This is a genomic window from Schlesneria sp. (assembly GCF_036405755.1).
GTDB lineage: Bacteria > Planctomycetota > Planctomycetia > Planctomycetales > Planctomycetaceae > Schlesneria > Schlesneria sphaerica.
This window is the reverse complement of the sequence record NZ_DASWWZ010000682.1, coordinates 1-20,167: the sequence shown is the minus strand read 5'-3', so window position 1 is coordinate 20,167 and position 20,167 is coordinate 1. Positions and strand designations below refer to the sequence as shown.

Genomic DNA, 20,167 nt, shown 5'->3' with positions numbered 1-20,167 from the left:
GCTGGATTAAGGATCAATCCAACGCACCATTGTGCCCGTTCCCCATTAAGTGCCAGGGTGGCGGTGAATATGATTTCCCGATTCGACGAGGGGAATTGAACGAAGGTTTGCAGCATCACTTAGTCTACTGGCGGCAATTTCGCCGAAATCGAAAGAGGTGAGAATCGGGGAAGGTGTCGGGACTCAGTGCGCCAGTACAGAGCAGACCAGTCGGGACACAGCGAAGCCTGTTCGATCGAGTGGCCCAGACGTCGCTTCGGAAGTCCGGGTTACATCGCAACAAGAGGCGACGCGCAATCGCCTCCCCTGTGGCGAGCGTATTAGGTTTCCGCGGTCCGGCAGATGGTTTCGTCGATTCGAGATCAATCCCAGACGTATCGTTCATCGATCTCAACCTCGTGTTTTTCGCACAATTCGCGGAACTCGCCCTGAAATGACCGGCGTCCGTGATGCTCTGCCTGTCGTTCCACATAATCGAGAACGGACTTCAATTGTGATTGGCTAAACGAGAATGCGCCGTAGCCATGTTGCCATGCGAACGAGGATAATTCCGGCGAAGTCGTCTTCGCCCATTTCGAAGTTTCCGTTTTGATATGTTCGATCAAACTGGCGGTCGAGACAGTTCGCCCAAGACCACAAACGACATGGACGTGATCGATCCATCCTCCGGCAAGTTTGGGATAGCACCCGGCGGCCCGGACATGATGGCTCAGCATTTTGAACATCTCGTCGCGAAACGTGCCCTCATTGAGAAATGCCTGGCGTCCTTTGGTGCTGAAAACAAGGTGGAGCCAGATTCGAGAAAGCGATTGTGGCATAGCGAAGTGCCTTAATCGTAGGAAACAACCACCAGAGAATCATGCATCCAAACGTATGATGCGGGTCATTCAAAATGCAGAAGGCATAGAATAACCTCGATCGTTGATGGTTCAATCCAGAGAAGAAAACGACGAGTTTAATAAAAAGTTTACGAAGGAAGACGGCGATCATGAAACATAAGACCAGCAATCCCAACCCCACCGCAAATGCAAACACCCTCTCTTCCGGCCCAAAGGGCCATCGGTTTCCATAGATGTGGTGCAACAAATGATCGTCATCCCATCTGGACCTGGGACCTGGCGAACTGGCGAACCCGCATGGCGATGACGGTTTCGATTCAAATGAACGACCGGCCCTTTAGGCCTCAAACCGTTGGGGGTTCCTCGAACCCCAGCCCGTTGGGCTGGGCTATGGGAACGGGTTGCCCCTTGGGCCGGAAGAGACCGGAACAGGCCACAGAGGCCATTGATGTCCATCGCGTGAATGAACGTTGGCGAGTTCAAACCGACATTCGCAAATCCCAACATCGATCAAAACCCCACCGCACCGCACTGCACCGTGACCACGAACGCAAATGGAAACGACCTCTCTTCCGGCCCAAAGGGCCATCGGTTTCCACATCCCAGCCCATCGGGCTGGGATGTGGTTCGGGTAAATACGCCAAGGCCTGAAGGGCCGACCGTTCGAACGCATACCGAGCCGCAACCGAATCATTTTCGGCCTCTGCCCGTCATTGCGGACCCTGTTCGGCTCTATCTAATCTGGCTCTTTCCCCTGCCGCTCCACCGAATATCCTGTATTCCCGGTTGAGAAAGTCCCGCATTCTGTGATTGGGGTTTAATGTTCCTTGCCAAGATTGTCTTCGGACCTGAGCCCTCAGAGCGACAAGATCGCGAAGAGTTGATCGATGCTGCTGAGTGGTGTTTGGAACTGCTATCTCGGAATGGGCATATTAATGGACCATCCGTAATGCAATGGTGCGAGGGGAGGTTAACCTCTTTCTCGTCACTGCCGCGTCGAGACTCTTTGTCTCCGAAATTTTTCGGAGAATTTACGCGTGCCAGTTGGGATCTCGTTGTCTCTCGCTTCGGCAAAGCTCCTCAGATTGAGATCCTCAATGCTGAGGATTCAAAGCGGTTTCAATCCTGGAAACGCTCAACCTGGTTATTCCTTTATCCATTTGATTTTCCGGAAATGAGCGGGCTAAGAATCGGTGACAGCACTTCTCCGGTTCCACTTTATCTTTTGCCAATTTCCGAGGGGACTCGTGAACACATTTGCTTCTGGATCCGTGATTACCAACACCACTATGGCATCTGGCTGTCGGGAGGTGCCTTAGAAAATTCTGCCTATACTGAACTGACCGATTTTCAAAGTTGTCTTCTTAGGACCGGCCGTGAACTCGCGAAAGAAGTTGAACGCGCGACCGGAAAAGAGACCATGTCTTTCGCATGGAGCTATTCTGAGAGGGAGGATGATAAGGAGGCACGGTCGTGCCCAGGGTGTGGTCGCGACTGGCAAAAGACAATTCCATCCCGACATCGGGATCAGTACACGTTATTCGACTGCGTCTGCCGCCGCTGCCGACTGGTCAGATAAGCTTCGCAGTCTCTCATTGTAGAGGCCGCTTCAAAACCCTGAGATTGCAAAAAGCAATCTGGCAGACAATCTGCACACAATGAGGTCAGGGTGCCACCGGGAGAATCCCAGCCCGTTGGGCTGGGCTATGGGAACGAATGGCCCCTTGGGCCGAAAAATGCCGGAACAGGCCACAGGGGCCAGAGATGGCGATTGCGTGAATGAACGTTGGCGAATTCAAACCGACATTCGCAAATGCCAATATCGATCAAAACCCGACCGCAACCACGACCGCAACCGCCACCACAAATGCAAACGCCCTCTCTTCCGGCCCAAAGGGCCACCCATTCCCATAGCCCAGCCCATCGGGCTGGGATGTGGTTCGGGTAAATACGCCAAGGCCTGAAGGGCCGACCGTTCGAGCGTACCGAGCCGCAACCAAATCATTTCCAGCCTCTGCCCGTCATTGCGGACCCATCTATTCTGTCCCTTCCGCTCGTCCCTCAACAGAATAAAGGTCGCGAGGACACCGCATCCGTCATTGACACGTCTCGTTGAGACTCACCGACGTCCGGCGATTGGTTTACCTGAACCCTTCCAATGGATTGGAAGATTGCGATGTTTCCGATGCTGAGTCTTTGGTAGGTATGTTGGGTGGAGCGTTTCGCCGGTGAGTTGAGATCGGCCGAACTCGAGCAGGTCGATGCAGGTCGCAGAGCTTGTTGAGCGACGGGCTGGCCAAGTTGGGCAGCCCCGGGCCAGTCGGTGGCCAGTCCCATCTGGTGTATGGATCGTGAATTACGTGTTTTCGTGGGGACTGGCCAACTGGCCAGACTGGCCAGACGATTTTCGCGCGGAACTGGGGTGGTCGACGCCCTATTGGTTCAATGAGAAATAGGCTGTTCCTCTTTAGTCCGATTGCGTTCTGTCGCCCTTGCAGGTGTCGGCGTACTGAGAATTCTGCCTGAACCTGGCGGCTGGGTTTGGGGTCGTTCTTTGGTTTGATGGGATTTCGATTGCTGCCTGAGGGATGCCAAGATGCGTCACGGCGCGGCATTACGTTGAGGCGTGCTGGAACAGTGATTAGATGCTCATGTTGCTCAAGTTTGAGCAACATGAGCATCTAATCAAAACGCTGGAAAAACAGGGGTTTCTGCAATTAGGTGCTCAAGGTGCTCAAATGTGTGCAGCGCGCAATTCGGATTCCGGTTTTCCTTGTGAGTTTAGTTGATCGTCATCGGACACCTTGGGTCACAAACCTGCGTCGGAATGCGTAATCGCGTAGTCAGTGTCCGTGATGTCAGTGGGTGGCGGTCGGCGTGCGCGGAGGTAGACTGACTGGACTGGCCGGAGTGGTGGCCGGGATTGAGCAGTAACCTGTTCCGGAAGTTCGGCCCCGGCAGGGAATCATTTCAGCGGTCTTGAACTGGATGGCGCTCACGCTGCGGGCGCAGCGTGAGGCAAATTTACTTTATGGGGCAACGGCAATGGCATCGACGATCAGTGTGTTGTTGGATGTGATGGATTTTTGTCGGGTTCGCACGCTGATGACGCTCGACGAAATCGCGAAGCTGCCGGATCCCGCCACAGTCCTGGGCTGGCGGCCGGGGCCGGGGCGAGCGCACATCGGGTGGCAGTTGACTCATATTGGGATCACCGAAGAACTCACCGCGACGGAGCGGATGCTGGGGACGACGCCCGCTTACGCCGATCTGGTTCCCCGCTTTAAATTCGGCAGTGTTCCTGACGACGACATTCCGTCCGTCGAACAGATTCGCGAAGTGCTGGCCGGGTCACGCAAGCATGTGCTGGAATGCTTTGCCCGTTTCAGCGATGCCGATCTGGACACGATCCCTCAATGGTATCAGGAACGGGGCTGGAACATTCGCCGGATCCTGCAGATTTTGAGCTGGCACGAAGCGCACCATCAGGGGCAGGCACATATCACGTTCAATCTGTGGAAAGCCGCTCAGCCGAAGGCGGGAGCGTAGTTCGGGAACATGGACGACCGGCCTCCCGTGTCTGAGGCCGGTCGTGAAGCAGTGGCCGCTTACCTTCCCGATGTCGTCCCCCCCTGCTCCGCCAGAGGCCAAAGAGAGAATGGAACGTTCGCTGCCTGTCTGTGCATGTCAGATTGTTCTGCGAGCCGGGGCGACCATGATGCGATCAGGGGGTGAAGTCGCTCTTGGAATCGACAGACAGGCAGAACTGGGCGATGAGCTCTGCGGCCTGGTCGAGATCCTGAAGCGAAACGACCTCCACGGGACTGTGCATGTAGCGGTTCGGGATACAAACCAGGCCGGTGGCGACACCGCCGCGAGTCAGTTGAAGTTGTGCTGCGTCGTTGCTGGCAGCGGAGGCGAGACCATTCACCTGCACCGGAATCGAGTTCTGTGCGGCTTTGGCGATGAGTTGATCGAAGAGGACGGGATTGACGTTGGGACCACGATAGAGGACGGGGCCCTGACCGACTTTGATGCGGCCGAACTGGTTCTCGTCGATAGTGGGGCAGTCGGTGGCGTGGGTCACATCGACGACGATTCCCAGTTGCGGATCAATCTGGTGGGCACTGGTCTGGACACCACGCAGGCCGATCTCTTCCTGCACGGTCGAGACAGCGAAGACAGCCGCCTTGGGATTTTCCCGGCTGACTCGTTCGGCGGCGGAAATGACGGTCCAGGCACCGACCTTGTTATCCATCCCGGGGGCAGCGGCGAACCCGTTACGGAGTTCGCGGAAGCCGAGCTGGACGGTGATCGGGTCACCAATCGAAACAAGGCTGCGTGCTTCGGCACCGTCGCGGACGGCAATATCGACCCACAAGTTCTTGATTTCGGGGACCACTTTGCGGTCGTCGGCGGTTTGCAAATGAATCGCTTTGCGAGCGATCACACCGGGGATGGGGCCGTTTTTGGTCCAGACCTGAACATCCTGACCGAGCAGAACCTGAGGATCCCAGCCACCGATCGCGTGCACCCATAGGAAACCACGGTCGTCGATATGTTTGACAAGCAGGCCGATCTGGTCGCAGTGGCCCGCCAGCATAATGCGGGGTGAACCGGTCGGATTGACTCCCACGATCACGTTTCCGTGCCAGTCGGTGCGGATCGATTCGGTGAAGCCACTCGCGTAGCGGCGCACGACGTCCTGAACAGGTCGCTCGTATCCCGAGGGGCTGGGGGCGAGCAGCAGATCTTTGAGAAATTGAAGTGAAATACTGTCCATGGGCTGAAGCTTTTCGTTCCAGGGGAAGTGATTCGGTTTTGGGAGGACGATGCGGTCCCGTGTGCTGAGGCTAAGTCTGCGGTGAGTGGTGAGACTGGGTGGTTTTTGCAGCAGACTGCTGCGTTTGTTTCCCTGAATTCGACTGAAATATTTGTGAAACTGGCTCGAAACCTTTGACCTTCTGGCGGAAGCAGAATAGCGTGGCATTATCAACGACTAAGTCGCCATCCGTCCAGAGTTTAATGGTTGCAATGGGGGCGTGGCAGAGAACAGAAATGGTCTCTTTCAATTATGCCGCCCGTAGCGTCGGCGGACGGTTCGGCGAACTTGTCTTGAAATTGCGGTCGTGGGCCTTCTCTCAGAAAATCATGGAGGATGCACTATGCGTTTGACTCCCATCCCAACTCCGCAACAACTCCGCGAACTTCTCTGTCAGGTTGAGCAGGCCGTCCATGCACGAACCGGCGGACGTATCCGTGGCTTGCAGGTCCGGGTGGATGAAGGTTGCGTCGTCGTCTCGGGCAGCACCTCGACCTACTACAATAAACAGCTCGCCACGCATGCGATTCGTGACACTGTCGAGGACCTTGCGGTCCAGAATGAAGTGGAAGTCTGCTGAACCGAATCGATGATTTGGGTTGGTGGGCCTGGTTGAGTTGTGATGCACCCGAGCAGACGTGAACCGACTTCCACGCAGAAAGTCGGGCGAGGAGAGTTCGTTCTGTCGGTGATGCATATCTGCCCGGGATCGATATAATCGCCGTCGCGCTGTGTGGAACGGGACTTGGTCTGCGAAACAGCAGTGCACCTTCAAATCGGCCCTGACTGGGTGCTGGCGGGTGGTGGATGACCTCGTTTCATTTCCCACAAATGGGGATGTGATCCGTAAATGGGGCCACGGTTGAGAATCAGCCTCCATTCCACCAACATAGTGCGGTCCGTGGTGTGTCTGGTGCGTTCTCGCTCAGGACATCCCGTTCAACGTTATGTGCCCGGCGCTTTACGAACATTCCACCAATACGAACAGTCTCCAATATGGTTGTCGAACGTCTCAGTAAGACTTGGTTCAATCTCGTTCATGGACGGAACATCGTCTACAACCAGTGTTGGGAAGATCCCCGGCTCGACCGGGTTGCTCTGGAACTGACACCGCAGGACCGCGTCGTCGTCATCACCTCGGCCGGCTGCAACGCACTGGACTACGCTCTGGCGGGGGCCGGGCACGTGCATGCGGTCGACATGAATTCCAAGCAGAACCACCTGCTCGAATTGAAACTGGCGGGGGTGCGGCACCTCGATTACGACACGTTCTGGAAACTGTTCGGGAATGGATGTCTGCCCGAATGGAATTCCGTCTATGCGAGCCAACTGCGGCCTCACCTCCCTTCCGATGCTCGTCGGTATTGGGATCGCAAGGGGGCCTTGTTCAAGGAAGGCCGTCGCAAGTCGTTCTATTTCCGCTGTACCAGCGGCACCTTTGCGTGGTTCGTCAACTATTACATTGATCGTGTCGCCAAGATGCGCGATGCCGTCAATGCACTGCTTTCCGCCGAGAATGTGGAACAGCAGAAGAGCCTGTTCGAGCAATACGACCTGGCGAAGAAGCTCTGGCGTCCGATGATCAAGTTCGCCATGCGGCGTGACGTGACACTGTCGCTGCTGGGTGTTCCCCGGGCTCAGCGGAAGCAAATCGACGAAGGATACCCCGGTGGGATTCTGCAGTTCGTCGTCGATCGCGTGGAAGCGGTGTTCACCAAGATCCCGCTCAAGGATAACTATGCCTGGCGAGTCTATCTGACCGGTCAGTACTCACCCGAGGCCTGCCCCGAGTACCTCAAGCCAGAAAACTTTGAGCGTCTGAAGGCGGGTGTGGCTGATCATGTCACGACGCACACCAACACGGTTCAGGGTTTTCTCGAACAAGCGGAAGAACCTGTGTCGCGGTTGGTTCTACTGGATCACATGGACTGGCTGTCCCGCGACCCGGCCAAGCGGATTCTGACTGCGGAATGGCAGGCCATTCTCGACAAAACCACGCCCAATGCGCGCGTGTTGTGGAGAAGCGCCGGCCTGGATGGAACGTTCATTAATTCGGTGGAAGTCAACGTCGATGGCCAGAAACGTAAGCTGGCGGATCTGCTCCACTACAATCACGCCTTGGCGACCGAACTGCATGCAAAGGACCGCGTGCACACCTACGGCAGCTTCTGTATCGCGGATATTCACCGGTAACGGTGGCGAGAGAGTCCTTGAGAGGAAACCGAGCCCGCCGCGTGTCGCGCGGCGGTTATTCGGGGACTCGCAACAGACGGAACTGGTCGTCGGCCAGGTTGCCGATCATGACGGTGTACTGCGAGGCCCGGTGAAGTGCACCGGGATTGATGTCGCGAGTCGCCCCTTCGATTCGATCCGAAGGGATATGCGTGTGACCGGTAAAGAGGTAGTCGGGGTTGCTCGCTCGCAGCCGCCGGTACTCGCGAGGGATATGGCCATGCGTGATGCCGATTCGCTTCCCCGCGAGAGTGACTTCGCCGCCCCATCCCAGGTTGATCGAGCCCTGTGCTTTTTCGATCGCAGCTTGAATTAACTCGGCACTACGCAGGTCATTGTTTCCCAGGACAAAGTAGCACTGGAGGGCCGAGCAAATCGCCACGATGTCGGGGTCGGTCAGGTCGCCACAATGAAAGAGAGCTTCTGCCCCTTCGGCCTGCAGGAGTCGAACGGCTGACTCGGTACGTCTTCGCTGGTTATGCGTGTCTGACAAGATACCGATCAGCATCGAAAATTCTCCTTAGCGTGAAATCAACGAGGCACTTTCTCAACAGAGTGGGCGACTGATTGCGGTCGAGACAGCAGAGAGTCTCGCGATCGGAATGGACAACGGAAATCCCGCTGACGATCCCGACGAAAGGCGCTTTCAAGTTTTTGTCGGTCGGACTTCCGCCCAAAGATGTCAGATCATTGAAAGAGCAGGGCGCAGCCTGAGCCGACATCAGGGCCGAAACAGTATGTTGGATGCTTTGGGAGAGGAGCAGTCTAGCAAACTCATGAAGGAAAAAGCTCTATCGTCAGTGCGATCAAGGCGATATCTTCCCAATTCATGCACCCTGGTTTATGTGGCTGTATCACCTCAAGGATCGACCCTCAGGCAGGAGCGGCCGGCTCAAGGTGACATTTTTTGAAGGTTCGCTCGACCCTGCAACTGTGAGTTTCCGCCAGGAAGAATTGAATCGATCGAGCGAACACTTGTCGTGTTGTTCCTCTATTTTCTGATGAGACCCCTATGCGTGCCATCCAACTCGAAAAGCCGCTTCAGTTTCGTTTGATCGATATTCCCGAGCCAGAAGCTCCACAGGCGGATGAGGCCGTTGTTCGAGTCCACCGAATCGGGATCTGTGGGACCGACCTGAGTGGCTACCTCGGCAAGATGCCGTTCTACTCGTACCCGCGAATTCCCGGTCACGAACTGGGTGTCGAAGTGGTTGCGGTGGGTTCGGGGGTCACCAACGTCAAAGTGGGAGACCGCTGCTCGGTCGAACCTTACATGAACAACCCCAACAGCTTCGCCAGTCGCCGGGGCCGCCCGAACTGTTGTGAGGACCTGCAAGTATTAGGGGTGCACACCGACGGCGGTATGAGGCCCCTGTTCAAGGTCCCTGCGCGCAAGCTACATCCCTCGGCAAAGCTCTCGCTGGAGCAGTTGGCGCTGGTGGAGACGCTGGCGATTGGATGTCACGCCGTCGCCCGTTGTGCTCCTCAACCCGGAGAGGATGTTCTGGTGATTGGAGCCGGACCGATCGGCCTGAGCGTTATCGAGTTTGTGAAATTAACCGGCGCAAACCTGATCGTGATGGACATGGTCGCCAGCCGACTGGAGTTCTGTCGCAATAGGATGGGTGTCAAGCACACCGTTCAGGCAGGAGACGGTCAAGAGGAAACGACGCTGCGCAAACTGACCGACGGCCATCTTCCGACAATCGTCATCGACGCCACGGGAAGCTGCAAGTCGATGTCGCATGCCCTGAACTATGTCGGCCATACGGGCAAGCTGGTATTTGTAGGGATCACGACCGAGAACGTCTCGTTCGGTCATCCCCTGATGCATCGGCGTGAGATGACTCTTCTGGCAAGTCGCAACGCACTCCCGGAAGACTTCGGCCGAATCATTGGGCTGATCGAGGCGGGGACGATCGACACACGTCCCTGGGTGACGCACAGAACAAACTTCGACGAGTTGATCGCGGAGTTCCCCAGCTACACGAAACCGGAAACGGGAGTCATTAAGGCGATCGTGGAAGTGCCGATGTCCTGATCGACCCAAGCAACCTCCCGCAGTTGAGAAACGGGCGACGCGGTGGCTTGGCCTGCCGCGCGCCCGGGAAGCGTTGACAGTACACGAAAACGCAGGATGTTTAAGAGGAACTAAAGGAGCAGATGCGGGTCTGCTCACACCTGAATCGAGACCGGCTACACGGTCTGGTCTGTGCCCGCTGGCGTAGCGGCATCGGCCTGCTGCTTCCGCTGTGCTTCGAATGCTCGCTTCATCGCGGTGTAGCGGCGTTCCAGGAAGAAGATGATCAGTAGAATGATCGGGATACCGCCCCACTTGATCAGGGGCGAGTTTTCGAGGTTATCAGGGAGGCTATCCTTCACAAGAACCGTCAGTGCCAACATGGCGCCGTTTCCGATAACGGCCCCCAGTGTACTCCCCCAAAAAATGGCCCAGCGGGAAAGACCCAGCAGACGACCGAAAATGGCACCACCGGCACTTCCGGTAGCAGCCAGAGGAAATGCGATAAATGCGAGGAGGCCCAGAAACGTCATGCGTTTCATCCAGGGCTGGTGAGCCAGAATGAACTCGCTGTCACTGGACAACGAGGCGATTTTGGGGCCGATCCACGGAAGACGAAACATGAAGCCCACATGGAAGGCAAAGAACAGTGCGACCATCGCATCCTGGTAAGTCACCATCCAGAAGAGTGTCGTCGGGCTGAGACCACTAAAGGGGGTGACGATCGAAAAGCGACCGAGGAAGGCGAATGAGCAGGCGGCAGCAAAAAGAAACTTCCCGCAGAAGACCGGACCGCTGACGAGATAGACCACGCCGAACAGCAGCATCGTCGTCAGTAGGGGACCAATCAGTGTGCCCAGCCAGATCGCAAAGTGATTCTTGTGGAAGTCCTTCTCGAACTTCAGAAACGACTCCACCATCCGCTCGTGTTCCACGGCGTCCGGCAGGGTGTTCTCAGGCGGAGGTGAGTGGTGGTTTTCGAGCATGTGGATATCGGGAGAATTCAGCTCGCATCCGGCCAGTTCCCTTGTTGAGGTCTCTGGTCGGATGCGATTGTCGAGCGTGATCTTCATCATCCCGAAAGATCATAACCAATCAAATTGCGATGCGAGAAGCAGAGGGTCTCGCACTTCACATTCAAGGCATAATGCTTTGGATTGGAGTCCACAGCCAACCGGGCAGGAAGAACAGCCCAATGGTACCAATCAGGCAGAGTCCGGCAGCGATCAGCGAAGGCGTTTCCGGCTGACTATCGTACTCGCTTCGATCAACAGGGTCACGCAGGAACATGACACCGATAATCTTCAGATAGTACCAGGCACCCAGAACCGCGTTGATCGCGAGGATCACGGCCAACTGCTTGCTCCCTTCGCTTCCCTGTGACCAGGCGGCGAAGAAGAGATTAAGCTTACCGAGCAAACCGGCTGTCGGTGGCAACCCGGCGAGACTGAACAGAAAGACCGAGAGGATCAGAGCCAGAGCCGGGCGGTGGTGAGACAACCCGTTCAGGTCATCGTAGGTTTCAATTCGCTTGTTCTTCCGGCTGGCGGCAATCAGAACGGCGAATGTACCCAGTGTCATAGAACCATAGACGGCGAGGTAGAACAGCATAGCGCCGATGCCACTGACGGCATTCCGGGTAACTCCCTCCGCCAGGGTGCCGGTTTCTTTGTGGAACTCGTGCTCCATGCCCACAATCAGACCGACCATCATGTAACCAGCGTGCGACACGCTGGAATAAGCCAACAGTCGGCGAATGTCGGTCTGAAGCAGAGCCATGAGGTTGCCGACAAACATCGTGATGACCGCCAGCCACCACAGGACGGGAACCGCCGCGGGTGTGATCGACCACGCTGTCAGAATCTCATCGGAACCGGTCGCTGGGACGAGAAGCCGGAGCAATGCGACGAGACCCGCCACTTTGGGGATGAACGACAACATCGCAGCCGATGAAGTCGGAGCCCCCTGGAAGACGTCAGGAGCGTAAAAATGGAACGGCACAGCAGTCAATCGAAAGCCGAGACCGGCGATGATCATCACCGTGGCAACCGTCACCAGAGAGTTGATCGGATGAGGTCCTGCAGTGAGGGCGGCGTGGATCGCCGCAAGATTCGTGGTTCCGGTGACTCCGTAGAGATAACTCATTCCGAACAGCACGAAGGCGGACGAGAAGATACTCAGCAGGAAGTACTTCAGCGTTGCCTCTTGAGCAGGGGCGTCACGTCGAGGAAGCAGCAGGAAGAGGTAGGTCGGGACGCTGACCAGTTCCAGAGCAACAAAGAGCTCGACCAGATCATTTGCGGCGGCGATCAAGTTGACGCCCGCAAGAATCGCCAAAAGGCAAGCGTGAGATTCGGCCGACCGCGAGTCGTCAGCCTGATTCCAGTGCAGCAGAACCAGGATGGCACCGAAAACCAGTGTCAGGCCACGGACGTACCAGGTCAATTCGTCAAGAATGAAAGGGCCGAGTGTCCGGGTAACAGGGGTCGACTGCCACCAGGCGCAGCCAGCGATCAGGATGGCCAGCAGGGAAAACATTCCCCAGCGATGTCGAAGACCTGCCGGCGCTTCTCCTCGTTCACTCACGAGAAAAGGAGCGGCAAAGAAGATCAGACATGCGGAGGCCAACAGGATCGCATCTGGGACAACGAGCGAGAATGCCCCATTCAGATGTTGAATGGCTTCGTTCAAGGGAGGACCTCCGAGCCGAGAGCCACGCTCGGCAGATTATTCAAAGTTGTATGAGTTGCGACTTCAGGTTGAGTGGCCTTGAAGTTGCCGTAGAGCTTGGCGACGGCTTCAACATCAGGCCGGATCAGGTTCAGGAGGGGCTGTGGGAACAATCCCAGCATCAGGCACAGCGTCAGCAAGGGAGCCAGTGCGGCGACTTCGCGGACATTCAGGTCGGTAGCAGGCTCATGGTGTCCGTGACTATGGTCTTCAGCGGGCAATCGGACCTTACCGAAGAATGCGTGCTGCACAACACCGAGCAGATACCAGGCACCGAGAACGACACCCACGGCACCAAGTGCGGCGAGGATGACTCCCTGTCCGCCACCTGCCTTGAACATCCCGGCAAGGCACAGGAATTCACCAACGAAGCCGTTCAGGCCGGGCAGGCCGATACTTGCAAAGGAGGTGAAAACCATTGCCACGCCCATCAGCGGGAGCTTGGTGGCAAGGCCACCCAGTTCGGTCAGTTGGCGAGTGTGATAGCGTTCGTAGAACATCCCGACGATACAGAACAACGCCCCGGTCGATAGACCGTGGTTGATCATCTGCAGCACGCCGCCGCTGATCCCTTCAACGTTCAAGGCAAACAAGCCCAGCATGCAGAAGCCAAGGTGAGCGACCGAACTATAGGCGACTAGTTTCTTAATGTCTGTTTGTGACAGAGCACAGAAGGATCCGTAGATGATGCCAATGGCGGCCATGCTTCCGATCAATGGCAGGCCAGTGTTGAGGCATGCATCGGGCAGCATAGGCAGCAAAAGTCGGAGAAAACCGTAGGTTCCAAGCTTGAGGAGGACACCTGCCAGCAGGACCGAACCTGCCGTGGGGGCTTCCACGTGAGCCAGTGGAAGCCACGTGTGGAACGGGAACAAGGGGACCTTCACCATGAATCCGGCTGAGATCATGAGGAATAGTGTGAACTGTGTTGCGGCCGGCAGCGGATTGCGTACGAGAGCCGATGCCAAGTCGGGGATGGAAAACGGGGTAGTCAGACCGGGATTGAGCTGGACTGTCGTCACGACGAGGGAGACAAGTCCGAGCAGCGTGATCAAGCTGCCAGCAAGAGTGTAGACGAAGAACTTGCCTGCGGCGTAACGTCGAAGCGGCCCCCCCCAGATGCCCACGAGGAAGAATAGCGGGATCAGCGTGAACTCGAAGAACACATAGAACAGGATGATGTCGAAGGCGCAGAAGACCCCAATCAGCCCTGTTTCCAGGATCAGCAGGCACGCATAGAACTCGGCAGCACGCTCCTTGATGGCCGTCCAGGAGACGAGCACCGACGAGATGGTCAAGATGGTCGTCAGGACCACCATTGCCGTACTGATTCCATCAAGACCGAGGAAAAATTCCAGCTTGATGTTGGGGCTATGCGGACCTGCTTGTGACAAATCCAGCCAGGTGTGGCGCTGGACAAGTTGTGGATGAACCGGTCCACGCTCGGAAGAGGGGACTTCCGGCAAGGCCAGAAACTGAGCCGCGACACCCCACGAAACGAAGAAGGTGACCAGCGTGGCCAGCAAGGCGACCCAGCGAGCGCGTGATGCAGGAGCCTGTGGATCCAGCAGCAGCAACGCCCCTGCAGCGACTGCCGGTATGAAAATCATGATCACTAATAGACTGGACATCGAAAAAACTTCCTCACATCGTTGCCGCTAACGCTCTGAGCACCGAGACCAAGCACACTACGAGACCAATCATCATGACGGCCCCGTAGTTCTGCACCATGCCGTTCTGGACTGGCCGGATGATGCTTCCCAGCAGGCCGGGAAGAAATCCAAAGCAATCCACCAGCGTATCCACTACCCAGCGATCGAAGAGTTCGCAAATGGTGGCGAAAACTCGAAGCGGAGCGGCGATGATTTTGTAACCCAACCAATCGATATAAAGACCTTCCTGTGAGGCGGCGTAGCCGTAGGAAAGTTTCTGTTTGAGGTTCTCTGCAGTGCGAGGGGAAACAACGTAGAGGAAGTAGGCGATCGCAATGCCGCCGATGGCGAGGACGGAACTGATGCCCATCATTAACCAGTTGAGGGCAAAATCGTGCCCCTCTGGAAGACCGGGGGTGTGATGCAGATAGTGGCTGTAAAGGTGTGTTGGTCCGGTGACGAGACCGATCGCCAGTGCGGCAACAGCGAGAATGGCAAGTGGTCCTGCCATGGCTGGTGGGGCGTCGTGCGGATGATGACCTGCTTCCTCGGGGAACTTCTCTTCGCCCCAGAAGGTCATGAAGTAGGCGCGGAATGTATAGAACGCCGTCATCAGGGAGGTCAGCAACGCGACACCGAGAATGATGCGGTAATAGCCAGGGTTTCGGCCGTGGCTTGAGGCCGAGGCCAGAACCGCCAGGATCTCGTCCTTACTCCAGAAACCGGACAGCAGGGGGACACCGGCGAGAGCGAGTGCTCCGGCGAGGAAGGCCCAATGGGTAATAGGCAAGGCCTTACGCAAGCCGCTGAAACGCCGCATATCGATAATGTCGCCCATCGCGTGCATGACCGAACCTGCTGAGAGGAACAGGACAGCTTTGAAGAACGCGTGTGTGAACATATGGAACATGGCATAAGTGACAGCATGAATCGCCAGGTCTTCGCTACTGCCGGCAGCACCCAGAGACATGAACATATAACCGAGTTGACTGACCGTGGAGTACGCGAGGACGCGTTTCAGGTCGTATTGAGTCAGTGCGGTGATCGCAGCAATCAAAGCCGTTGCGGCACCGATTCCTGAGATACCCATTTGGATGTAGGGGGCATGAACGAAGAACGGAGTACAGCGTGCGACAAGGTAAACGCCTGCGGTGACCATGGTGGCGGCGTGGATGAGTGCCGAAACAGGAGTCGGACCTTCCATCGCGTCGGGAAGCCACACTTGCAGTGGGAACTGAGCCGACTTACCAACGGCTCCGACGAACAGCAACAGGCAAATCCAATGGAAGACCTCTGGCTGGGATTTCAGAACTTCGTTGATCAGATCAGGCGACTCGAACAGCGCGATGAAATCGAGAGTGCCAAAGGTTTGCCAGATCAGGAACATTGCCAGCAGGAAACCGAAGTCGCCGATACGGTTAACGACGAAGGCTTTCTTGGCTGCCGCGGCGGCACTGGGTTTGTGAAACCAGAAGCCAATCAACAGATAACTGCAAAGGCCCACTGCTTCCCAGAACACGAACATCAGCAGAAAATTGCTGGCGAGGACGAGCATGCACATCGAGAAGACGAACAATGACATCGCGGCGAAAAAGCGGGGATAGCCGGGATCACCCTTCATGTAGCTGCTGGCGAAGATCGCAACCAGCAGACTGACCGACGTCACCATGGCAAGCATCAGAGCCGACATGGCATCGGCGCGAAGCGTGACGGGAACATCGAGCGTTCCGACCTGGATCCATTGGTAGATGAAGGTCGTGATGGAATGGCTCGCCTCGTGTGCATCGTGTCCAAACCCCTGCGGCACTACGGCCAGCAGAAGATAGAGCGATGACAGGAAGGAGACCGTCAATCCGAGCACCAGAGGTCGGTGCGCGTATTGTCGGCGGACCACCTGCCCTACCAGCACAATCCACAGGCACGCCAGCAATGGGGCGGCCGGAATCAGCCAGAGCACGTTTTCTTGCAACCAGTTCGTCACGTTGAACTCCGCGTTTTCATTCGCATTAAAACTTAAAATCTGGCGAGCCGGATTTCTTTATGTTCCCGATTCGGTGTGCATCGTCCATCGGGGTGGTGGGTAGGTCGAGTCACCTCAGCGAGGCCAGTTCCTGTCGAGATCAGGTCCTGGCGTGAGTGCCGGTTGGCGTTTTTGGCATTCGCCCAGCAGGTGTCAGGTGAGGCAAATCCAGGTTCGGGTCTGGTGTCACAGGTGCTTGAGGAGCAGGTGGGGCCGTAAAGACCGGCAAGTCCTCTTCACCCAGCTTGCCCCAAAGATTGACGTCCAGGGATTTCCGGCGCTGATAAAGTGAGAGGATCATGGCGAGGGCGAGGCCTGCTTCACACGCAGCGATCGTTAGCACGAAGATCGTAAAGACATCCCCTTGCGGGTTGCCATGGTAGCGGCTGAATGCGGTGAGGTTGATCGAAACTCCGTGCAGCATGAGTTCTGCAGAGAGCATAATCAGAATGAGATTCCGGCGCGTGAGGAAGCCGATCATTCCCAGAATGAACAGGATCGCGCCGATAACAAGTTGGCTTTCCAGAGCGGTGGCAGTCATAGTGTTCCCTGAGACTTTCGTGGCGCAATAGCGATGGCCCCAATGGTGGCAATCAGCAAAACTGTTCCAGCCATCTCGACGGCGTACAGGTAATCTCCAAACAGCGAGCGACCCAGCACACGCAACGAACCAATTTCGTGCGGATTGTCTACAGGTGCCTGGCTGAGTGGATTTGGGTGAAGTGCTTCAGGAACAGCAATGAACCGCCCCTGTTCTGCAGTAACGTTCTTGACCTTCCAATCCTGGAGCGAGAACAGGAGGGCGCCTAACAGGATGAAAGCACCCAGTGATGCAAAGGCGGGCTGACTCGGGTTGAGATCATAACTGGAGTCGGCACCAGACTGATTCGCGAGCATGATGACGAAGAGGAAGACGACGATGATCGCACCGGCGTAGACAATAATCGTGGAGGCCGCGAGAAACGGCGCCGAACTGAGCACGAATAATCCGCAGACCGCCATCGTCGTGAGCGCAAACCAGAGGGCCGAGTAGACCGGATTCGGATCTGTGACCATCAGACCCGCAGCAATCACTGCGGATGAGGCAAACAGATAGAAGAGAACGTTCCGGACCACATCCCCTGCGGGAGGCAGCAGCATCTGCTGAAGCATGAGGAGTGCAGCAAGTGCGGCAAGCCCGCCGAGGATCCGCGGTCGCTGTCTACCTGCGGGCATCAACCCCCAAACGGAGAGCCACCCCAAACCCAGGGGGATCAGCAGCAATCCGTTGTTGTCGTTCCATTCCATCTCGATCTCTTCCCTATTGCAATTCAGCAGAAGGATACTGGCTTTGATTACCGCCGGGTCGTCCAGTTGCCTGAAAGTTGTCACCGGACTGCATTCAGAAGAATGCTTGTATCACATTCGTGCAGGATTCTTTACTTGATGACCCCTGCCGACTCGGCCTTCGCGGCGCGGTCGTCAGGTCGAACTTCGGTTGCGGGGCCGAGGGTGGGAAGTTCGCTGAAGTCGCTGGCGTGCCCCAGCTTCCCTTTGTGCGTTCGAATTGGGTCTCGTCCCGAATCCTTCGTCTGGTCGAAGACGCTCAGCAGCTTTTCTTTGTCGAACAGCATTTCCTGTCGCGTCATACCGGTCAGGTCGAAGATGTTCGTCAATTCAATCGAATCAACCGGGCAGGCCTCTTCGCACATCCCGCAGTAGATACACTTCAGTTCGTCGATGACGAACGACTTGGGGAACTTGTCCCGGTCTGCCCAGTTGGGATCGTCCTTAGGAGCATCCTGAGCGACGATCTCGATGCAGCGAGCCGGACAGGCCGTGGCGCACATCATACATGCAACGCACTTAACTCGCCCCTTGTCATCCCGGTTCAGACGATGAACACCCCGGTAGTGTAACGGGAGGTTTGGCTTCTGTTCAGGATAGAATTCGGTAATTGGATTAAAGTCGACAACGTGCTGACCTGTTGTCCGCAGGCCACTGACAACCGCGGGAAGATACGTCGATTCCCAAAAATTCATCGACGGTTCTTCAACCCACTCGATGTCCTTCGGATCAATTGGCATGGTCGTTCCTCGTTCTTTCCGCGCCGGCGTGTGCCGGAAAATCTCTTCGTGATCTCACACCGTAGTGGGCCACGTCTGTTAATTCGGTTCGTCTTGTCCTGATCTTGCTCGGTCTATCAATGGGCCGGTGCATGATGGGCATGCCCGTGCGGTTCGGGGACAGTGTCGACAACCCGGCGAGCGAAGGGCCGAGTGGCTTGCGTGCCAATCAAACCCGCACCCAGGAACAAGCCGGCTGACATCGGCAGGAGCCACCAGGGATTCAATTGAAACTGCTTTACGAGCATGACGCAGACGACGTTCAATGTGGCCAGTGGGATCAGCACTTTCCAGGCAAGTCCCATCAGCTGGTCGAACCGGAATCGAGGAATCGTCCAGCGAAGCATTTGAATCACGATGATGAAGGCGAATGACTTCGTCAGCAGGACGAGTACTTTCACCAGTGTCGACCCGAGATAGTTGCTGTTGGCTTCTGCGATGAAGGGAAAATGCCAGCCGCCGAAGAACAGGATGCTCGTCAGGAAGCTGATTGTGATCACGTGCGTGTATTCGCCGAGGAAGAAGAGTCCCCACTTCATTGCGCTATATTCTGTGTGCCATCCCCCCACCAGTTCCTGTTCGCATTCGGAAAGGTCGAAGGGAAGTCGTTGTGCTTCTGCCATCGCGGCCACGAAGAAAATCACGCAGGCCAGGGGTTGATACCAGAAGTACCATCCGAGGACGCCAGCGTTGGCCTGATTCAGCAGAATCTTTTCCACGTTCATCGACCCCGTCAGCATCGCCAGTCCGACGACAGAGAGACCGAGCGGAATTTCATAGCTGACCACCTGGGCACTGGCTCGCATGGCGCCGAGTGCACTGTATTTGTTATTCGATGCCCATCCCCCGAGGATGACGCCATACACGGCGAGACTGGAAACGGCGAAGATGAAGACGAGTCCCAGGTCCACCCCCGGAGCGATGATGAATGGGAACTGCCCATCGGTGGGGGTCAGGTTCGACGGGACGGGACCGAAGGGAACGACCGCGAAAGCCAGCATCGTGGTGAAAACAGAGATACCGGGGGCCAGAACGTAAAGGAACTTGTCGACATGCCCGGGGATCACATCTTCCTTCAGCAGCAGCTTCAACATGTCTGCGACTGGCTGGAACAATCCCCATGGTCCGACCCGATTCGGCCCGACACGGTCTTGCATCCATGCGGACAGCTTGCGTTCCAGGAGAATCAGATACGAGCAAACCCCCAGATTCACCTGCAGCACGATGACGATTGTCAGCAACGGCATGATGAATGGGCGAGCCCATTCCGGAAACCAGTTAATCAGTTGTTCAAGCATGACGCAGGTCGACTCTTTAGTTGACGCTCATCCTCATCATGAGGGCGAGATGAGCGAAATTTGTGGTAAAGCTTCGAAGGACACCATCAGGTCATCCCCTCTGTCTCGTAGCGGAAGAGCGTTTTCCACACGTCCTTCGGGGTGCTGCGGGAGGATCGCTTCCTCCGACGTTCTCGTAAGGATTTACTTGACTTCCTGCAGATCCGCAACAGGAGCGGGTGAGTCCAGCATAACACCTTGTTCACCAAGTACACCTACACTCAAAGCTTGCAGTGCAGGGATCTCTGCCGCGATTTCCTTCCGCAAGCTGTCAGCGTGAAACAATTCCTTGCGGCCCAGCAACTCCAGGAGGATTCGGCCATCCGGACGAGATCCATCGGGACCTCGCAGACCGCGATGAATGGCCTGGGCGAGTCCTTTGTGGTTGATGAATGTTCCCTCTTTCTCGG

General features: G+C 56.4%; 16 protein-coding genes and 1 pseudogene. 5 read left to right on the top strand and 12 right to left on the bottom strand.

Annotated features, from left to right (window positions below):
* Window positions 1–362: 362 nt before the first annotated feature.
* Window positions 363–818, bottom strand: a complete 456-nt coding sequence (locus VGE80_RS22630) for a transposase (protein ID WP_373649755.1) — start codon at window positions 816–818, stop codon at window positions 363–365.
* Window positions 819–1,659: 841 nt separating this feature from the next.
* Between VGE80_RS22630 and VGE80_RS22625 the strand changes: the two genes are divergently transcribed.
* Both VGE80_RS22625 and VGE80_RS22620 read left to right on the top strand, forming a co-directional pair.
* Complete coding sequence (locus tag VGE80_RS22625; protein WP_440594220.1) at window positions 1,660–2,418, top strand: DUF2310 family Zn-ribbon-containing protein; 759 nt, start codon at window positions 1,660–1,662, stop codon at window positions 2,416–2,418.
* Window positions 2,419–3,827: 1,409 nt separating this feature from the next.
* Window positions 3,828–4,388 (top strand): DinB family protein, encoded by a 561-nt coding sequence (locus VGE80_RS22620; RefSeq protein WP_440594219.1) that lies wholly within the window; start codon window positions 3,828–3,830, stop codon window positions 4,386–4,388.
* A gap of 175 nt (window positions 4,389–4,563) precedes the next feature.
* On the opposite strand, the gene VGE80_RS22615 is transcribed toward VGE80_RS22620, so the two are convergent.
* Window positions 4,564–5,622, bottom strand: a complete 1,059-nt coding sequence (locus VGE80_RS22615) for a M42 family metallopeptidase (protein WP_440594218.1) — start codon at window positions 5,620–5,622, stop codon at window positions 4,564–4,566.
* A gap of 382 nt (window positions 5,623–6,004) precedes the next feature.
* Between VGE80_RS22615 and VGE80_RS22610 the strand changes: the two genes are divergently transcribed.
* Together VGE80_RS22610 and VGE80_RS22605 are read left to right on the top strand one after the other, a co-directional pair.
* Window positions 6,005–6,241 (top strand): hypothetical protein, encoded by a 237-nt coding sequence (locus VGE80_RS22610; RefSeq protein WP_373649760.1) that lies wholly within the window; start codon window positions 6,005–6,007, stop codon window positions 6,239–6,241.
* Between the two features lie 416 nt (window positions 6,242–6,657).
* A complete protein-coding gene (locus tag VGE80_RS22605) occupies window positions 6,658–7,854 on the top strand; it encodes a DUF3419 family protein (RefSeq protein ID WP_373649761.1) in 1,197 nt (398 codons plus the stop codon).
* A gap of 55 nt (window positions 7,855–7,909) precedes the next feature.
* Here VGE80_RS22605 and VGE80_RS22600 read toward each other — a convergent pair whose 3' ends face one another.
* Window positions 7,910–8,401, bottom strand: a complete 492-nt coding sequence (locus VGE80_RS22600; protein WP_440594217.1) for a metallophosphoesterase family protein — start codon at window positions 8,399–8,401, stop codon at window positions 7,910–7,912.
* 504 nt (window positions 8,402–8,905) lie between these two features.
* Between VGE80_RS22600 and VGE80_RS22595 the strand changes: the two genes are divergently transcribed.
* Entirely contained in the window at window positions 8,906–9,934 is a 1,029-nt protein-coding gene (locus VGE80_RS22595) for a zinc-binding alcohol dehydrogenase family protein (protein WP_440594216.1), read from the top strand.
* Window positions 9,935–10,089: 155 nt separating this feature from the next.
* Here the strand turns inward: VGE80_RS22595 and VGE80_RS22590 are convergent, their stop codons facing one another.
* The 9 genes and pseudogenes from VGE80_RS22590 to VGE80_RS22550 all read right to left on the bottom strand — a co-directional run.
* On the bottom strand, window positions 10,090–10,989 hold the full coding sequence (locus VGE80_RS22590; RefSeq protein WP_440594215.1) for a small multi-drug export protein: 900 nt from the start codon (window positions 10,987–10,989) through the stop codon (window positions 10,090–10,092).
* Window positions 10,990–11,050: 61 nt separating this feature from the next.
* A complete protein-coding gene (locus tag VGE80_RS22585; RefSeq protein WP_373649765.1) occupies window positions 11,051–12,604 on the bottom strand; it encodes an NADH-quinone oxidoreductase subunit N in 1,554 nt (517 codons plus the stop codon).
* Window positions 12,601–14,274 carry a complex I subunit 4 family protein gene (locus VGE80_RS22580; protein WP_440594214.1) on the bottom strand — a complete coding sequence of 558 codons (1,674 nt, stop codon included), beginning with the start codon at window positions 14,272–14,274 and terminating at the stop codon, window positions 12,601–12,603. The genes VGE80_RS22585 and VGE80_RS22580 overlap by 4 nt, the downstream gene beginning before the upstream one ends.
* Before the next feature lie 13 nt (window positions 14,275–14,287).
* Entirely contained in the window at window positions 14,288–16,276 is a 1,989-nt protein-coding gene (gene nuoL / locus VGE80_RS22575; RefSeq protein WP_373649767.1) for an NADH-quinone oxidoreductase subunit L, read from the bottom strand.
* A 139-nt stretch (window positions 16,277–16,415) separates the two neighbouring features.
* On the bottom strand, window positions 16,416–16,856 hold the full coding sequence (gene nuoK / locus VGE80_RS22570; protein WP_373649768.1) for an NADH-quinone oxidoreductase subunit NuoK: 441 nt from the start codon (window positions 16,854–16,856) through the stop codon (window positions 16,416–16,418).
* Window positions 16,853–17,602 (bottom strand): NADH-quinone oxidoreductase subunit J family protein, encoded by a 750-nt coding sequence (locus tag VGE80_RS22565; RefSeq protein WP_373649769.1) that lies wholly within the window; start codon window positions 17,600–17,602, stop codon window positions 16,853–16,855. The genes nuoK and VGE80_RS22565 overlap by 4 nt, the downstream gene beginning before the upstream one ends.
* A gap of 131 nt (window positions 17,603–17,733) precedes the next feature.
* The gene (locus VGE80_RS22560; RefSeq protein ID WP_373649770.1) at window positions 17,734–18,381 is read right to left on the bottom strand and encodes a NuoI/complex I 23 kDa subunit family protein; all 648 of its coding nucleotides are present in this window, start codon (window positions 18,379–18,381) and stop codon (window positions 17,734–17,736) included.
* A 116-nt stretch (window positions 18,382–18,497) separates the two neighbouring features.
* Window positions 18,498–19,718 carry an NADH-quinone oxidoreductase subunit NuoH gene (nuoH, locus tag VGE80_RS22555; protein WP_440594213.1) on the bottom strand — a complete coding sequence of 407 codons (1,221 nt, stop codon included), beginning with the start codon at window positions 19,716–19,718 and terminating at the stop codon, window positions 18,498–18,500.
* A gap of 183 nt (window positions 19,719–19,901) precedes the next feature.
* Window positions 19,902–20,167 (bottom strand): annotated as a pseudogene (locus VGE80_RS22550) (molybdopterin-dependent oxidoreductase); the annotation flags it as partial.

Bases quoted from the DNA above. Each gene is read 5' to 3' on its own strand.
- VGE80_RS22630 (WP_373649755.1), bottom strand. From the start codon at position 818: ATGCCACAATCGCTTTCTCGAATCTGGCTCCACCTTGTTTTCAGCACC.
- VGE80_RS22625 (WP_440594220.1), top strand. From the start codon at position 1,660: ATGTTCCTTGCCAAGATTGTCTTCGGACCTGAGCCCTCAGAGCGACAA.
- VGE80_RS22620 (WP_440594219.1), top strand. From the start codon at position 3,828: ATGGCGCTCACGCTGCGGGCGCAGCGTGAGGCAAATTTACTTTATGGG.
- VGE80_RS22615 (WP_440594218.1), bottom strand. From the start codon at position 5,622: ATGGACAGTATTTCACTTCAATTTCTCAAAGATCTGCTGCTCGCCCCC.
- VGE80_RS22610 (WP_373649760.1), top strand. From the start codon at position 6,005: ATGCGTTTGACTCCCATCCCAACTCCGCAACAACTCCGCGAACTTCTC.
- VGE80_RS22605 (WP_373649761.1), top strand. From the start codon at position 6,658: ATGGTTGTCGAACGTCTCAGTAAGACTTGGTTCAATCTCGTTCATGGA.
- VGE80_RS22600 (WP_440594217.1), bottom strand. From the start codon at position 8,401: ATGCTGATCGGTATCTTGTCAGACACGCATAACCAGCGAAGACGTACC.
- VGE80_RS22595 (WP_440594216.1), top strand. From the start codon at position 8,906: ATGCGTGCCATCCAACTCGAAAAGCCGCTTCAGTTTCGTTTGATCGAT.
- VGE80_RS22590 (WP_440594215.1), bottom strand. From the start codon at position 10,989: ATGATGAAGATCACGCTCGACAATCGCATCCGACCAGAGACCTCAACA.
- VGE80_RS22580 (WP_440594214.1), bottom strand. From the start codon at position 14,274: ATGTCCAGTCTATTAGTGATCATGATTTTCATACCGGCAGTCGCTGCA.
- nuoK (WP_373649768.1), bottom strand. From the start codon at position 16,856: ATGACTGCCACCGCTCTGGAAAGCCAACTTGTTATCGGCGCGATCCTG.
- VGE80_RS22565 (WP_373649769.1), bottom strand. From the start codon at position 17,602: ATGGAATGGAACGACAACAACGGATTGCTGCTGATCCCCCTGGGTTTG.
- VGE80_RS22560 (WP_373649770.1), bottom strand. From the start codon at position 18,381: ATGCCAATTGATCCGAAGGACATCGAGTGGGTTGAAGAACCGTCGATG.
- nuoH (WP_440594213.1), bottom strand. From the start codon at position 19,718: ATGCTTGAACAACTGATTAACTGGTTTCCGGAATGGGCTCGCCCATTC.